The sequence below is a fragment of the Sphingomonas sp. 67-41 genome, assembly GCF_001899725.1.
Taxonomy (GTDB): Bacteria; Pseudomonadota; Alphaproteobacteria; order Sphingomonadales; family Sphingomonadaceae; genus Sphingomonas; species Sphingomonas leidyi.
On sequence record NZ_MKWJ01000018.1, the window covers coordinates 64,546 to 78,920 of the forward strand.

At 68.5% G+C, this 14,375-nt stretch carries 13 protein-coding genes; 4 read left to right on the forward strand and 9 right to left on the reverse strand.

The features are described from left to right. Nucleotides 1–9: 9 nt before the first annotated feature. The gene (locus BGP17_RS09800; RefSeq protein WP_286711854.1) at nt 10–2,400 is read right to left on the reverse strand and encodes a glycoside hydrolase family 3 N-terminal domain-containing protein; all 2,391 of its coding nucleotides are present in this window, start codon (nt 2,398–2,400) and stop codon (nt 10–12) included. A 140-nt stretch (nt 2,401–2,540) separates the two neighbouring features. Between BGP17_RS09800 and BGP17_RS09805 the strand changes: the two genes are divergently transcribed. The 4 genes from BGP17_RS09805 (at nt 2,541) to BGP17_RS09820 (ending at nt 7,940) form a co-directional block, all read left to right on the forward strand. Beyond that, nucleotides 2,541–3,632: a LacI family DNA-binding transcriptional regulator gene (locus BGP17_RS09805; RefSeq protein ID WP_286711855.1), complete on the forward strand. Its 1,092-nt coding sequence runs from the start codon at nt 2,541–2,543 to the stop codon at nt 3,630–3,632. Between the two features lie 255 nt (nt 3,633–3,887). Next, nucleotides 3,888–5,294, forward strand: coding sequence for a sugar porter family MFS transporter (locus BGP17_RS09810; RefSeq protein WP_286711856.1), 1,407 nt, complete (start codon nt 3,888–3,890; stop codon nt 5,292–5,294). Between the two features lie 149 nt (nt 5,295–5,443). Next, a complete protein-coding gene (locus tag BGP17_RS09815) occupies nt 5,444–7,219 on the forward strand; it encodes an IlvD/Edd family dehydratase (protein ID WP_286711857.1) in 1,776 nt (591 codons plus the stop codon). A 46-nt stretch (nt 7,220–7,265) separates the two neighbouring features. Continuing rightward, nucleotides 7,266–7,940 carry a GNAT family N-acetyltransferase gene (locus tag BGP17_RS09820; protein ID WP_286711858.1) on the forward strand — a complete coding sequence of 225 codons (675 nt, stop codon included), beginning with the start codon at nt 7,266–7,268 and terminating at the stop codon, nt 7,938–7,940. Nucleotides 7,941–7,983: 43 nt separating this feature from the next. Here BGP17_RS09820 and BGP17_RS09825 read toward each other — a convergent pair whose 3' ends face one another. The 8 genes from BGP17_RS09825 to BGP17_RS09860 all read right to left on the reverse strand — a co-directional run. Next, nucleotides 7,984–8,442, reverse strand: coding sequence for a MarR family winged helix-turn-helix transcriptional regulator (locus BGP17_RS09825; protein WP_286711859.1), 459 nt, complete (start codon nt 8,440–8,442; stop codon nt 7,984–7,986). 73 nt (nt 8,443–8,515) lie between these two features. Beyond that, nucleotides 8,516–9,403 (reverse strand): SMP-30/gluconolactonase/LRE family protein, encoded by an 888-nt coding sequence (locus BGP17_RS09830; protein ID WP_286711860.1) that lies wholly within the window; start codon nt 9,401–9,403, stop codon nt 8,516–8,518. A 3-nt stretch (nt 9,404–9,406) separates the two neighbouring features. Further along, complete coding sequence (gene xylB / locus BGP17_RS09835) at nt 9,407–10,204, reverse strand: D-xylose 1-dehydrogenase (protein WP_286711861.1); 798 nt, start codon at nt 10,202–10,204, stop codon at nt 9,407–9,409. Between the two features lie 48 nt (nt 10,205–10,252). Beyond that, nucleotides 10,253–11,377: a fumarylacetoacetate hydrolase family protein gene (locus tag BGP17_RS09840; RefSeq protein WP_286711862.1), complete on the reverse strand. Its 1,125-nt coding sequence runs from the start codon at nt 11,375–11,377 to the stop codon at nt 10,253–10,255. Nucleotides 11,378–11,458: 81 nt separating this feature from the next. After that, complete coding sequence (locus BGP17_RS09845) at nt 11,459–12,136, reverse strand: nucleoside/nucleotide kinase family protein (protein WP_286711863.1); 678 nt, start codon at nt 12,134–12,136, stop codon at nt 11,459–11,461. Between the two features lie 29 nt (nt 12,137–12,165). Further along, nucleotides 12,166–13,230: a helix-turn-helix domain-containing protein gene (locus tag BGP17_RS09850; RefSeq protein WP_243857737.1), complete on the reverse strand. Its 1,065-nt coding sequence runs from the start codon at nt 13,228–13,230 to the stop codon at nt 12,166–12,168. Between the two features lie 123 nt (nt 13,231–13,353). After that, nucleotides 13,354–13,869 (reverse strand): hypothetical protein, encoded by a 516-nt coding sequence (locus BGP17_RS09855; protein WP_167301656.1) that lies wholly within the window; start codon nt 13,867–13,869, stop codon nt 13,354–13,356. Between the two features lie 66 nt (nt 13,870–13,935). After that, nucleotides 13,936–14,375: sigma factor-like helix-turn-helix DNA-binding protein (locus BGP17_RS09860; protein ID WP_286711864.1), on the reverse strand; the 440-nt coding region annotated here is incomplete at its 5' end.

Here is a 14,375-nt window from a genome sequence, read left to right on the forward strand (position 1 = left end):
GTTGAAACGTCACCGCACCGTCAGGGTCGCGCTCTTCAGGTCCACCGAATTCGGCCCGGCCGAGATGGTGAAGGTTCCCGGCTCCACCACGCGCTTCATCTGCACGTTCCACAGCGACAGGTCCTGGGGCGTCAGCTCGAAGGACACGGTCTTCCTCTCGCCGGGCTGGAGCGTCACGCGCTGGAAGCGCTTCAGCTCGATCAGCGGCCGGGTCACGCTCGCCTCGTCGTCGCGCACATAGAGCTGGACGACTTCGTCCCCGGCGCGCTTGCCGGTGTTGGCCACGTCCACCTTCACCGTCACCTTGTCCGAGACCCCGATCGTGCCCGCGCCCAGCACCGGCGCACCCATCTCGAAGGTCGAATAGGAAAGGCCATAGCCGAACGGATAGAGCGGCGTCGTGTCGCCGAACAGATAGCCGCGCCGCGCGGTCGGCTTGCGGTTATAGTAGATCGGCAGCTGGCCCACGCCGCGCGCGATCGACACGGGCAGCTTGCCGCCCGGGTTGAAGCGGCCGAACACCACGTCGGCCAGCGCGTTGCCGGTCTGCTCGCCCAGATACCAGCCCTCGATCAGCGCCGGGGCCTTTTCGGCGAGATAATTGACCGCATAGGGCCGGCCGTTGAGCAGGATCACCACCACCGGCTTGCCCAGCGCGAAGATCTCCTTCGCCAGCTGGTCCTGGGGCCCGGGCAGGTCGAGCGTGTCGCTGTCGCCCAGATGCTCGTCGGCCCAGGCCTCGCGGCTCAGCGCCTCGTTGCCGCCCAGCACCATCACCACGACATCGGCATCCTTCGCCGCCGCCACCGCATCGGCGCGCAGCCTGGCGTTCGTTGCGGCGTCGGTGAGGGTCACCTTGTCCTGTGCCCAGACGCGCCCTTCGGTCAGCCGCACGCCTTCCGAATAATCGACCTGGAACTTGCCCTTGCCCTCGGCCTGCATGGCCTCCAGCACCGAGACCACATGGTTCGGCACGTCCGAATAGCCGCCGATCGGCGTGTCCCTGGCGTGCGTGCCGATCACCGCCATCCGCTTGATGCCGGCGGCGTCGAGCGGGAGCAGTCCGTTCGCGTTCTTGAGGAGGACGACGGACTCCCGCGCCGCCTGGCGGGCCAGGGCGATCGCCTCGGGCGTATTGGTCCGTTTGGCGGCCAGCTTCGCGTCCGCATAGGGATTCTCGAACAGCCCGCCCTCGAACTTCATCTCGAGCACGCGGCGCACCGCATTGTCGATCTGGCCCTGGCTCACCTTGCCCTCGCGGACCAGCTGCACCAGGAAGTTGAAACCTTCGCCGTCGGGAGTCTCGACGTCGACGCCCGCATCGATCGCGCGCGCGCCGGCGTCCTTCACGTCCTTGAACATCCTGTGCTGGGTCACGAGCTCGCGGATCGCGAAATAATCGCTCACCACCGCGCCCTTGAAGCCCCATTCGCCGCGCAGCACGTCATGCAGCAGCCATTTGTTGGCGTGGCTGGGGATGCCGTCGATCTCGTTGTAGCTGGCCATCACCGCGCGCACCGGCAGCTGCGTCACCGCGCTTTCGAAGGGCGGGAAGAAATCCTCGCGCAGCGTGCGCTCGCCCAGCGAGGCGGGGCCGACATTGGTGCCGTTGTCCGGCTGGCCATGCCCGGTCATGTGCTTCAGCGTGACGAACACCTTGTCCCGGGCCAGCGGCAGCGTGGTGCCCTGGAAGCCGCGGATCGCCGCCAGCCCCATTTCCGAGACGAGATAGGGGTCCTCGCCATAGGTCTCCTCGATGCGGCCCCAGCGCGGGTCGCGCGCCACGTCGACCACCGGGGCCAGCACCAGATTGGCGCCACGCGCCCGCGCCTCGGCGGCGGCGACCGAGAATATCTTCTCGAGCAGGCCCGGATTCCAGGTGGAGGCGAGGGCGATCGACTGGGGGAAGCTGGTCGCGCCGGGGGCGACCAGCCCGTGCAGCGCCTCCTCGTGCATGATCATCGGGATGCCGAGCCGGGTCCTCTCCATCGACCATTTCTGCGCGGCGTTGATATAGGTCGCGGTCTCCACCGGGCCGCGATTGGCCGCCACATCGGCACCGGCATTGGCGGTGCCCGCCGCCACGCCCTTGCGGTCCGACGGGCGCGAGATCATGCCCAGGCCGTTGGGGAAGGCGGCGCTCGCCTTCGCCGGATCGAAATCGCCCGCCGGCGTCTGGATCGCGTCCTTCTTCAGCCAGATCGCGACCAGCTGGGCGACCTTCTCCTCCAGCGTCATCCGGCCGAGCAGGTCCTCGACGCGGGCATCGATCGGCTGGCCGGCTTCCTTGTAGAGCGGGCGCTCCGCCTTGGCGGTCTGGGCGTGCGCCGCGGGGGCGATAACGGGAGTCAGCGCCGTGGCGGCGATGGCAAGCGCGGCGATGCGGCGGAAATTGCGCACGTTCCTCTCCTCTGGGTCGCGGCGCTCGGGCGCCGGCTTCGTTGATCTATGGTAGCGCTATCACTATCAGCGGGAATCCGTAGCGGTCAACCGGGTCACGCCGATTGCATTTACGCTAATCGCGGCATATCCCCGAAACGATGAGCAGACCCAGCCGCAGAAGCCGAGGCACGGTCACCGTACAGGACGTCGCGCGCGCCGCCGGCGTTTCCGCGATGACGGTCTCGCGCGTGGTCAATGGCGGATCCAATGTCAGGGAAACCACCCGCCAGGCGGTTCTCGAGGCGATCGCGACGTTGAACTATTCGCCCAACAGCGCGGCGCGCAGCCTCGCGGCGGGCGAGGCGACCCAGATCGGCCTGCTCTATTCGAACCCGTCCGCGGCCTATCTCTCGCAATTCCTGATCGGCGCGCTCGCCGCCGCGAGGCGGGCCGGCTGCCACCTGGTGCTCGAGGCCTGCGAAGGCGAGCGGGCGGACGAGCAGGCCGAGGCGACGCGCCAGTTCGCCTCCACCAGCGTGGAAGGCGTGATCCTGCCGCCGCCGCTGTCCGAAGCCGCGCCGGTCCGCGCCGAGCTGGAGACGGCCGGCATCCCCTGGGTCTCGGTCGCGATGGGGCTGCCGCCCGAGCGCAGCCTCAACGTGCGGATCGACGATGCCGCCGCCGCCGCCGCGATGACCCGGCACCTGATCGATCTCGGCCATCGCCGGATCGGCTTCATCCGCGGCAACCCCAACCAGACCAGCTCCGCCGAGCGCCATCGCGGCTTCGTGGAAGCGGTCGAGGCCGCCGGGCTCGACGTGAAGGCGATGCCGGTGGAGCAGGGCTATTTCACCTTCCGCTCGGGGATCGTCGCGGCCGAGCGGCTGCTCGACCGCAAGGATCCGCCGACCGCGATCTTCGCCTCGAACGACGACATGGCCGCGGCTGCGGTGGGCGTCGCGCACCGGCGCGGGCTGCACGTGCCGCAGGACATCAGCATCGTCGGCTTCGACGACACGTCGCTCGCCACCACCATGTGGCCCGAGCTCACCACCGTCCGCCAGCCGATCGCCGCGATGGCGGAGAGCGCGCTGACGCTGCTGCTCGCCCGGCTGCGGGCCCACCGCGCCGGCACCACCGACAAGCTGGAGGAGCAGGTGCTCGACCACGAGTTGATCCTGCGCGAGTCCTCCGGCCCGCCGCCCGGCGCCGCGCGCGCGCCGGCGGCGGGGAAGAAGAGCTGGCGCTAGGCCACTCCCGTCACCGGCCATTCGTCATCCCTGCGCAGGCGGGGATCCAGAGCCGTGTGCGAGACGGTCGGAGAAACCCTGGCCCCCGCATGACGATATCGGGGGGGCTTGGCCCCCGGCCCAAACAGGTCCAGCATGACAACGTGGGACAGAGTCGCCCGGCGGAAGCAACCCTACTTGCTTTTCCCCTCGGATAGCGCCACCGTTACCGCTAACAATTCGCCCGGACGGGGCGCGATGGAGGGGATAGAGCGAATGAATGATGCGGCGCAAAGGGCCAATATGGGCCTGATCGGCGCCATCGTCGCGGTGGCGACGATCGGCGGACTGCTTTTCGGCTATGACAGCGGCGCGGTGAACGGCACGCAGGACGGCTTGCGGGCGGCATTCGCGCTGGACGACTGGTGGCTTGGCTTCACCGTCGGCTCGCTGCTGATCGGCTGCTTCATCGGCGCCTTCTTCGCCGGCACGCTCGCCGATTCGATGGGTCGCCGCAACGTGATGCGCCTGGCCGCCCTGCTCTTCCTCGGCGGCGCGATCGTCCAGGGCATTTCGCACGACCATCTCATCTTCCTGATCGCCCGCCTGTGCGGCGGCATGGCGGTGGGCGCGGCTTCGGTGCTGTCGCCCGCCTATATCTCCGAAGTCGCCCCCGCCAGCATCCGCGGCCGGATGACGACGGTGCAGCAGATCATGATCATCTCCGGCCTCACCGCCGCGTTCGTGGTGAATTATTTCGTCGCCCAGGCGGCGGGCAATTCGCTCAACGAGCTTGGCGGGATCGAAGCGTGGCGCTGGATGTACCTCGCCCAGGCGGTGCCTGCCGCGGTATTCCTCGTCGCCCTGTTCTTCATCCCTGAGAGCCCGCGCTACCTCGTCGCCAAGGGCCGCAACCCCGAGGCGCTGAAGGTCCTGACCAGCCTGTTCGGCGCCACGGACGGCGCGCTCAAGCTCGCCGAGATCCAGGCCAGCTTCTCGAGCGACCATCGTCCGCGCCTGGCCGATGTGCTCGCGCCGAACGGCGGCTTTCTCGGCATCCGCCCGATCGTCTGGGCCGGCCTGCTGCTCGCGGTGTTCCAGCAGCTCGTCGGCATCAACGTGATCTTCTATTATGGCGAGACGCTGTGGCAGCTCGCCGGCTTCAAGCAGAGCGATGCGCTGCTGATCAACATCATCTCGGGCGCGGTCTCGATCGCCGCCTGCTTCGTGACGATCGCGGTGATCGACCGGATCGGCCGCAAGCCGCTGCTGCTGATCGGGTCGGCCGGCATGGCGGCCACGCTGTTCGTGATGGTCTTCGCCTTCAGCCAGGGCACGCTCGACACGAACGGCAAGCTGGTGCTGTCGAGCGATCTCGGCATGGTCGCCGTGATCGCGGCCAATCTCTACGTGATCTTCTTCAACGTCAGCTGGGGCCCGGTGATGTGGGTGATGCTCGGCGAGATGTTCCCGAACCAGATCCGCGGCTCGGCGCTGGCGGTGTGCGGTTTCGCCCAGTGGTTCGCCAACTATCTGATCGCGCAGACCTTCCCGTGGATGGCCTCGCAGAGCCTCGCCGGCAGCTATGTCTTCTACGGCGCCTGCGCGGTGATCAGCTTCTTCCTGGTCCAGAAGTTCATCCACGAGACCAAGGGCAAGGAACTGGAGGCGATGGAGGGGTGAGTTCGCAATTCCTCTCCGGCACGGGGAGGGGGACCAGCCGAAGGCTGGTGGAGGGGGCTCTCCACCAGCCACATCCTTCGAGGAGAGCCCCCTCCACCACCGCGTCGCGGCGGTCCCCCTCCCCGTGCCGGGGAGGATGAAGAGGAAATATGACCCGCACCCCCGTCCGCCCCTTCCGCTCGCGCGAATGGTTCGCCGCGCCGGGCCGCGCCGACATGGCGGCGCTCTATCTCGAGCGCTTCATGAACTACGGCATCACGCCGGAGGAACTGACGAGCGGCAAGCCGATCATCGGCATCGCCCAGTCGGGGTCCGACATCGCGCCGTGCAACCGCATCCATCTGGAGACGGTGAAGCGCGCCCGCGCCGGCATCCTCGCGGCGGGCGGCGTGCCGATGGAATTCCCGCTCCACCCGATCTTCGAGAATTGCCGCCGTCCCACTGCGGCGCTCGACCGCAACCTCGCCTATCTCGGCCTGGTCGAGATCCTCAACGGCTATCCCATCGACGCGGTGATCCTCACCACCGGCTGCGACAAGACCACGCCCTCGTCGCTGATGGCGGCCTCCACCGTCGATATTCCGGCGATCGTCCTGTCGGGCGGCCCGATGCTCGACGGCTGGCACGAAGGCGAGCTGGTCGGCTCGGGCACCGTCATCTGGCGGTCGCGCCGCAAGATGGCCGCCGGCGAGATCGACGAGGCCGAGTTCCTCCGCCGCGCGATGGAGAGCGCCCCCAGCTCGGGGCATTGCAACACCATGGGCACCGCCTCGACGATGAACAGCATCGCGGAAGGGCTCGGCATGTCGCTGCCCGGCTGCGCGATGATCCCGGCGCCCTATCGCGAGCGTGGCCAGATGGCGTACGAGACCGGCAAGCGCATCGTCGAGATGGCCTATGAGGATCTCCGCCCCTCGAAGATCCTGACGCGTGCGAGCTTCCTCAACGCGATCCGGCTGCTCACCGCGATCGGCGGCTCGACCAACGCCCAGCCGCATCTCGACGCGATGGCGCGGCATGCGGGCATCGCGATCACGCCGGACGACTGGCGCGCAGGCTATGACCTGCCGCTCGTCGTCAACATGCAGCCCGCCGGCCAATATCTCTCCGAGCGCTTCCACCGTGCCGGCGGCATCCCGGCCGTGCTCGCCGAGATGCTCGCCAATGGCGCGCTCGACGGCGGGGTGATGACCTGCACCGGCAGGACGCTCGCAGAGAATATCGCCGACAGCCATGTCGGCGATCGCGACGTCATCTTCGCATGGGACAAGCCGCTCAAGGAGAAGGCCGGGTTCCTCGTCCTGTCGGGCAATTTGTTCGACATGGCGATCATGAAGACCAGCGTGATCGGCGAGGATTTCCGCGCCCGCTATCTTTCGCGTCCGGGGCATGAAGGCGTGTTCGAGGGCCGCGCGATCGTGTTCGACGGCTCGGACGATTATCACCACAACATCAACGATCCGGCGCTGGGCATCGACGAGAACTGCATCCTCGTCATCCGCGGCTCGGGCCCGATCGGCTGGCCCGGTTCGGCGGAAGTGGTCAACATGCAGCCGCCGGATCACCTGATCCAGCGGGGCATCATGAGCCTGCCGACGCTGGGCGACGGCCGCCAGTCGGGCACGTCCGACAGCCCCTCGATCCTCAACGCCTCGCCGGAGAGCGCGGCGGGCGGCGGCCTGGCCTGGCTGCGCACCGGCGATACGATCCGCATCGATCTGAACGCCGGCACCTGCGATGCGCTGGTCGCGCCGGACGAGATCGCGCGCCGCAAGGCCGAGCCGGCCCCGCCGATCCCGGAGAGCAACACGCCCTGGGAGGAGCTCTATCGCGAGAAGGTGGGCCAGCTGGGCGAGGGCGGCGTCCTCGATTTCGCGCTGAAATACCGGCGGACGAGCGAGAAGGTGCCGAGGCACAATCATTAGTCGCAAATCCTCCCCCTCCGGGGGAGGATTGGGCTAAGCCACTCCCATGCATTCGCTCGACAATCCCGCCTGGGCCGCGCTCTGCACCAGCCAGAAGCATCTCGCGCGCGGCCAGGGCCTGGCGCTCCGCTACGACCAGGATCATGCGACCTTCGCCACCGCGGTTGGCCATAATTACGAGCCGCTGGTGATGCTCGGTGCGCTGGTCGCCGCCACCGGTCCGGCGATCGTCATCGAGAAGGACCCGCTGCCCCCGGTCCCGGGCACGATCGTCCGGAAGCACCGCATGGGCGTCCAGATGCTTGCCGAGGCCCCGATGCCGGCCGATCCGGACTTCGCCTTCGAGGAACTGGGTGATGCCGATGCGGCCCAGATGCTGGCGCTCGCGACGCTGACCGAGCCCGGCCCCTTCTTCGCCCGCACCCACCGGCTCGGCCGCTTCATCGGCGTCCGTCGCGAAGGCCGGCTGATCGCGATGGCCGGCGAGCGGATGCGGACGCTTGGGTTCGCCGAAGTGAGCGGGGTCTGCACCCACCCCGATTTCCGCGGCCTCGGCCTTGCCGGCAGGCTGATGCGCGCGGTCGCCGCCCGCATCGTGGAGCAAGGCGATATACCCTTCCTGCACGCTTATGCGGACAATGCATCGGCAATCGCCCTGTACGAGCGCCTCGGCTATCGCCACCGGATCGACGTCAACGTGACGGTGCTGGTGCCGGCTTAGGGAAGACCTTGATTTCGTTCGTCGTCCCCCCGCGCGGGAGAGCTCAGTCGCTGCCGGGCTCGCCGCTACGGCCGATGTCGATTAGCGCCGCGAGCACTTCGCGGGCATGGCGGATCTTCTCCGCGCCCACCCATGCGGCCAGCTCGGCATCGATCGCCATGCGTGCGGCGATCTGGGTGTCGGCGGCGGCGCGGCCGCGCTCGGTCAGCGTCACGGTCAGCCGGCGCCGGTCGGCGGGATCGACCTGTCGGTCGAGATAGCCGCGCAGCACCAGCGCATCCACCAGCTGGCCTGCCGCCTGCTTGCTCACGCGCAGCTCCCGGATGATCTGGGAAAGCGGCGCTTCGCCCAGCGCCAGCGCGCCGATCACATAGAGCCCGTTGCCGGGGATATCGTCATAGCCGCCCTCCGCCAGTGCTGCGCGCATCGCGGCGCCATAGGTGTGGCGCGCGTGGCGCAGCAGCGCGGGCAGGGGGATCTGGATGGCGGGTTCGTCGGGCATGTGAGTCGTTTACAGTCAATTCACATGATAGTCAATGTAATTGACTATATAGTCGCCCAACGGGGGCCCGGAATCAGGCGCCTTCGCGGATCAATGTCCCCGCCACCCCCGGCACTGCGACGCGGAAGGCGAACAGGTCGCCCGCATGGGGGTTCGCCGCCTTCTCCGCGGGGGAGAGGTGCTTGTTGGCGGTGGTCGCATAGACGGTCTTGAGGTCGGGTCCGCCAAAGGCGATCTTGGTGATCGCGTCGACGGGAAATCGCACGGTCTCCAGCAATTGCCCGTCAGGGGCATAGCGGCGTACCGCCGATCCCTTGTACAGCCCCACCCACAGGCAGCCCTCGGCATCCATGGTCGGCCCGTCGGGATAGCCCTGTTCGTTGGGGATACGGGCGAATTCGCGCCGGTTGGCCAGGCTGCCGTCCGCGGCCAGGTCGCAGGCATGGATCACGCCGCCCAGCGTATCGATATGGTAGAGCGTCCGCCCGTCAGGGCTAACCGCCGGGCCGTTGGTGATCGAGACGAAGGGGCTCGCGGCGATGCAGCGGCCGTCCGCCGCCAGCCGGTAAATCGCGCCCGTATCGGCTGCCTCGCTGTCGTCCATCGTGCCGAACCACAGCCGGCCGGCGGGATCGACGGTGGCGTCGTTCAGCCGGTTGCCCGGCCGTTCCGGCTCGGGATCGACCAGAGGGGTGAAGCTGCCGTCGGCGGGGTCGAAGCGGGCGAGCCCGGTCTGCAGCCCCGCCACGAACCCGCCGCTTGCCGCCGGCAGCACGAAGCCCAGCTGGCCGGGCGCGGCCCAGCTGCGCTTGTCGCCCGTCGCGGGATCATAGCGATGGACCCGATGGCCCTTGATGTCGACGAACCACAGGGCTGCGTCGCGCGCCACCCAGACGGGCCCTTCGAGCAGCGGCGCGGCGAGCGACCAGACACTCGCAGGTGCCGAGGTCACCACGCCCATGGTTCAGCGCCAGCCCGCGTCGACGAAATATTCGTGGCCGGTGATCAGCCGGGCATCGTCCGAGGCGAGGAACAGCGCCATCGCCGCGATGTCGTCGGGCACCAGCCGGCCCTTCAGGCACTGGGCCTTGACGATCTCGGCCTCGCCCTCGGGCGTGTACCATTTCATCTGGCGCGGGGTCTTCACATTGCCCGGCACGATGCAGACCGAGCGGATGTTGTCGGGGCCCAGCTCGCGCGCGAAGCTGCGGGTCAGGCCCTCGATCCCGGCCTTGGCGGTCTGGTAGAGCGTCAGCTCCTCCAGCGCGAGGTGCCAGGAGATCGAGCCCAGGTTGATGATCACGCCGGCGCCCTTGGCCTTCATCCCCGGGATCACTGCCTGGGCGCAGAAGAACAAGTGCCTCAGGTTCACGTTGAGCCGGTTTTCCCAATATTCTTCCGTGACTTCCTCGATCCTGTGGCGATCGTCGTTCGCGGCGTTGTTCACCAATATGTCGAAGCTGCCATGATCCTCGATCAGCTGCGCGATCCGGGCCCTGGCGCCGGCCACGTCGATCAGGTCGACATGCTCGTAGACCGGCGGCTGCCCCAGGCCGGCAAGGCCGGCGATCAGCGCCTGCGACTCCGCATCGGCGATGTCGAAGAAGGTGACGTCGCAGCCCTGGCGGACAAAGCCCTCGACCATGCCGGCGCCGATGCCGGAGCCGCCGCCGGTGATCAGCACGCGCTTGCCCTTCAGGCTCGGATAGAGGGCGCGCTGATCGCGAGTGAGCGGCACGTGCATGGGATCAGCTTCCGACATGAGAATAGGGTACCCTGGAATAGCGTTTAATTTGTCCGAGTAAATCGCTCACAGCAGGCCGCGGCCCGCCAGGTTGCGCATCAGCTCGCGGATGCCGAAGGTCCAGGGCGGGGCCGCCTTGGAAGTGGTGACCCGATTGGCAAGCGTGCCAAGCTTCGGGCTCGCGATGCGCACCAGGTCGCCGTCCTTGTGCGTGAAGCCGCGGCCCGGATGGTCGCGGTCCTGGATCGGGGCGAACAGTGTGCCCAGGAACAGCGCGAAGCCATCCGGATATTGGTGCTCGCTCAGCGCCTGGCGGACCAGCTCGGTGGGGTCGCGGCTGATCTGGCTCATCTTGTTGGTGCCCTCGAGGCGATAGCCCTCGGGCCCGTCGATGACGAGGTCGATCTCGGCGGCGCGGACATCGTCCATCGTGAAGCCGTCGTCGAACAGGCGGATGAACGGCCCGAGCGCGGTCGAGGCGTTGTTGTCCTTGGCCTTGCCCAGCAGCAGGGCGCTGCGCCCCTCGAAGTCGCGCAGGTTGACGTCGTTGCCCAGCGTCGCGCCCCGCGGCGTGCCGTGCCGGTCGACGATCAGCACCACTTCGGGCTCGGGATTGTTCCAGTCGCTGTCCGAACGCACGCCGATGTCCGCGCCCCAGCCCACCGCGGAGAGCACGGGGGCCTTGGTGAACACCTCGGCATCGGGGCCGATCGCGACTTCGAGATATTGCGACCACATGCCCGCTTCAATCAGCGCCGCCTTGAGGCTCGCCGCCTCGGGCGTGCCGGGAGCGACCGCGCGGATGCCCGAGCCGATCCTGGCCTCCAGGTCGTCGCGGATCGCCACCGCCTTGTCGGCATCGCCGCGCGCGCGTTCCTCGATCACCCGCTCGATCGCCGAGAGGGCGAAGGTCACGCCGCAGGCCTTGACGCACTGCAGGTCGATCGGAGCGAGCAGGACGGGGCCGTCATCGCTGCCAATGTCGGACACGGCACCGATGTCGACGCCGGCCACCGCCGCCGGGTCGGCATGGTCGAGCAAGTCGGATACCGTCGCCGCGCTGGCCGATACGTCAAGGATCCGGCCGCCGCGCAGGATCACGGGGCTGGGCCCCGCTTCCGTCAGGATACGGCCAACCAGAATCGCCTTGGCATGATCGACAGGCAGCACTTCCGCCGGAGACGCTTTCAAATCCTCTCGCCCCAATATCTGCTTTTGATAGCGCTACCATGCGGCGCCGCGGGGTGGGCTGTCAAGCCGGTCGCGCCGCTTTCAGCCTTGTTGCGGAACCGCTTCCAGAAGCGCGAGTATCTCGCCGACGATCTCGGCCGGCGGGCGCATCGTGCCGTTGCTGCTGGCATGCACCATCTGCCAGGGGCCGAGCAGGCCGGCCGCCACGATCGACTCGTAATTGCCGCGCACGCGCTGCTGGAGCGCGACATCGGCTTCATACTCGTCGAAGCTCTTGCTCGTATAGCTGCGCTCGGCCTTTTGCAGGATCAGTGCGCGGGCGAGCTCCCAGGGCGTGTTCAGATAGATCGAGAGGGCGGGAATGGGCAGGGCGAACTGGCCGGTCTCGAGCGCCAGGATCCATTCCATCAGCGCGCGGCTCTCCTCCGCCGGCACGCGCGCGCCCTGATAGGCCATGTTCGAGGCGACATAGCGGTCGAAGATCAGCACGTCGTGCGCCGCGGCTGCGGCGAGGATCTGCTCGCGCCACTCGAACCGGTCGAGCGCATAGAGCGTCGCGGCGGCATGGGGGCCCACCGGCACGGGCATGTCCCCGGCCAGGTAGCGGCCGATGGTCACGCCGGCGACGGTCTCGCCATAGCGGGGGAAGCCGATCACCGTGGCGGTCTTGCCCGCTGCCTGGAGCGTTTCGCAGAGCAGCTTCGACGTAGTGTTCTTGCCGACGCCGTCGGCGCCTTCGATCGCGACGATGATCCCCATGGCAGGGCGCCCTAGCACGGGCGCCGCGATCAGAGGAAGACGGCAGAGACGATCGCGGCCAGGCGGGCCGGATCGCAATCGTCGAGCGATACTTCCATGTCGGGATTGATGCTGTAGCCGATCATCCGCCCGTCCCGGCCCGAAGCGACCGAGAGCAGCCGCCAGCCCTCCTCCTCGCGCAACGCGGCGATGCCGCCGGGCACGGGCAGGCGATCGGGATCGGCGACCACGATCGCCTGGGCGGGCAGGCCGCCGCCCAGCGTCGCGCGGCAAACCTTCAGGCCGAAGGCGCGCGGCCCCGCGATATGCGGCGCCTCCACGGTCCTGCCGGTCGGCTGGTCGCCGATCAGGCCATGGGGCAGGGGGGCGCCGAAGACGGGCAGCAAGCGTATCGCAGTCACGGGCGCGCCGGGAAGCGGCAACAGGGCCGCCGTCGCGGCGACGGCCGGCGCAGGCGCTTCCTCGCGCAGCGCCGCCAGGAGTTCGGCAACGCGCTCGCGCGTGCGGGAGATCCGGGTCTCGGGATTGGCGATCGTGGCCAGAAAGCTGTCGAGCACGCCGGCGGCGCGGCGCTTCTCCACTTCGGCGCGCAACGCGGGCTCGTCGGCAACGCCGAACAGCGCGAACAGCGCGCGTTGCACGGCGGAGTTCCAGCGGCCGAACGGCTTCTGGGCGTTCTCCACGCGCGAAAGATTGACCGGCGGCAGGCCGTAGTCGCGCTCGATCATGGCGATGGTCAGCGCGGGATCGAGCGTGCGGCGCGCGCGCAGTGCGGCACCGAGCAGCACGGCGAACCGCTCTTCCTTCAGGTCGATCTGGGCGCCGTCGCTGAACGGCTCGGCCCAGGCGGCGATGTCGAAATCGGCGGCATCGATGTCGAGCAGCAGCTCGGCCGGGGCAATGCCGAGCGCGGCGGCGACGCGGCGCAGCTCGTCCGCGCGCGCGACGACTTCCCCGCGTTCGATCTTCGAAAGACGAATATAGGGGATTTCCGGAATCCTCGCCGAGAGGCGGAGCAGTTTGGCAAAGCCATGCCGCTGCCGCTGCTCGCGCACCCGGTTCGGAAAGACAATTGCACGATAGAAGTCGATCATGGGTTCGCCTGCGGGTCCCGCCCGCATCTTACCCTTGCCGTTCGCGCTTGCCATGACCGATCCCCTCGATTCTGAGGGTATCTTGAAGCAATTCAAGGATAATACAAGGTAAACGGCATTCCGTTAGTGGAATGAACCCGCCGCCTGGGCCCCCGTCAGCAGCCCGCACGGGCCGGCCGGATCAAGGTCGAGGATCATCGCCAGCGTGCTTTCGCCGGTGGCGTGGCGAAGCAGCCAGCCCTCGGCCGAAGGCGCGGGATGATCCGGGGCGAAGGCCACGCCGGTCCCATCGGTGATCGCGCCCAGCGCGCCCGGCGGCGTCGGCCAGCGGCCGGCGAGATAGTCGAGCAGTGCCGCCGCGGCATCTTGCAGCGCGCCCTCGTCGCTATCCTCCGGGCAGAAGGCATCGGGCGTGGCCGAGATGATCGCCACCCGCCGGAAATCGCGCCGGCGCCACCAGAGCAGGTGGATCTGGCCGTCGGCGGTCGCTTCCAGGCCGAGGATCAGCTCGCTGCCGGCCGGCAGCAACGGGCGCGCCAGTCGCGCCACGTCCTGCGCGAGCGCGGTCAGGCGGCGATTGGGGCGCGGCAGCGAACCGGGGAAATCCTCGGTGCCATGCCAGTCGAAATTGCGATGCATCGGTTCCTCCAGCCCTCTCGGGAGCATTATAGGATATGGCGGGACGCGCTCGGCGTTCCGATGCGATCAGTGGAGCGAAGCGCTCGACGGAGCCGGGGCGACCGCGAGCTGGACCGCTTCGACGCGCTCCGATTGCTCGGCGGCGACCGTGGTGGCGGCGGGCGAGAGCGTGCTCGGGTCGACGGCGCGGACGCTGGCCAGGCGATTGTGCGGCAGGCTGGCGTCGGGAAGGATCGGCGTGGTGCGCGCGGCCGGGGCGGGGCGGCGCTTGGGGGCGCCCGGCTGGCCATATTCGGCCATCACGGCGAAGCGCGGGTCGTTCGCCGCGATCTCGGCGATCGCCTTGGCGGCGCGCTTGGTGATCTGGCGGACGCGCTCCTTGGTCACGCCGGTTTCGAGCGACAGGTCGTCGAGCGTGGCGGTCTGGAACACGCGGCGCTCGACGATCTCGCGATCGCGGCTCAGCTTGGCTTCGAGCTTCTCCAGCTCGGCGGGGTCGATGCCAT

What these genes read in the sequence shown, in the direction of transcription:
- BGP17_RS09810 (WP_286711856.1), top strand. Translation starts at nt 3,888, where the DNA reads ATGAATGATGCGGCGCAAAGGGCCAATATGGGCCTGATCGGCGCCATC.
- BGP17_RS09830 (WP_286711860.1), bottom strand. Translation starts at nt 9,403, where the DNA reads ATGGGCGTGGTGACCTCGGCACCTGCGAGTGTCTGGTCGCTCGCCGCG.
- BGP17_RS09815 (WP_286711857.1), top strand. Translation starts at nt 5,444, where the DNA reads ATGACCCGCACCCCCGTCCGCCCCTTCCGCTCGCGCGAATGGTTCGCC.
- BGP17_RS09850 (WP_243857737.1), bottom strand. Translation starts at nt 13,230, where the DNA reads ATGATCGACTTCTATCGTGCAATTGTCTTTCCGAACCGGGTGCGCGAG.
- xylB (WP_286711861.1), bottom strand. Translation starts at nt 10,204, where the DNA reads ATGTCGGAAGCTGATCCCATGCACGTGCCGCTCACTCGCGATCAGCGC.
- BGP17_RS09805 (WP_286711855.1), top strand. Translation starts at nt 2,541, where the DNA reads ATGAGCAGACCCAGCCGCAGAAGCCGAGGCACGGTCACCGTACAGGAC.
- BGP17_RS09845 (WP_286711863.1), bottom strand. Translation starts at nt 12,136, where the DNA reads ATGGGGATCATCGTCGCGATCGAAGGCGCCGACGGCGTCGGCAAGAAC.
- BGP17_RS09820 (WP_286711858.1), top strand. Translation starts at nt 7,266, where the DNA reads ATGCATTCGCTCGACAATCCCGCCTGGGCCGCGCTCTGCACCAGCCAG.
- BGP17_RS09855 (WP_167301656.1), bottom strand. Translation starts at nt 13,869, where the DNA reads ATGCATCGCAATTTCGACTGGCATGGCACCGAGGATTTCCCCGGTTCG.
- BGP17_RS09825 (WP_286711859.1), bottom strand. Translation starts at nt 8,442, where the DNA reads ATGCCCGACGAACCCGCCATCCAGATCCCCCTGCCCGCGCTGCTGCGC.